Here is a 554-nt window from a genome sequence, read left to right on the forward strand (position 1 = left end):
TTTCATCATCCGACCATAGCGGCGCTCAGTCCGCATCTTCAGGCTGCCGGCAAAATCGCGAGCCAGGAAGAAGTGACGGGCGACGTGGCGCTCACGCCGATTCAGCGGTGGTTCTTCGAGCAAAATCCGGCCGATCTGCATCACAGCAACCAGTCCTTTATGCAGTACCGTCAGCAAGGCTTCGACGAAGCGGCGCTGCGCCAGACGATGAAGAAGATCGTCGAGCATCACGACGCGCTGCGTACGGTATACCGGAAAACCGAAACTGGCGTCTACGCGGCCTGGAACCGGGGAATCGACGAAGGCGAGCTGTACAGCTTGGAAGTCGTGGACTTGACCGGCACCGAGGACTGCGCTGCAGCGATTGAGGCGAAGGCGAACGAAATTCAAGGCAGCATCAACCTTGAGAACGGCCCTCTGGTAAAGCTGGGTCTGTTCCGCTGCGCGGACGGCGACCATCTGCTGATCGCCATTCATCATCTGGTCGTGGACGGCGTGTCCTGGCGCATTTTGTTCGAGGATTTGGCTACGGGCTATGAACAGGCTTTAAGCGG

1 protein-coding gene is annotated in these 554 nt (G+C 58.7%); it reads left to right on the forward strand.

The features are described from left to right. On the forward strand, nt 1–554 hold a 554-nt coding region (locus KQX66_RS36420), incomplete at both ends, for a condensation domain-containing protein (RefSeq protein ID WP_253957674.1).

Source organism: Paenibacillus oleatilyticus (genome assembly GCF_018998565.1).
Taxonomy (GTDB): domain Bacteria; phylum Bacillota; class Bacilli; order Paenibacillales; family NBRC-103111; genus Paenibacillus_G; species Paenibacillus_G oleatilyticus.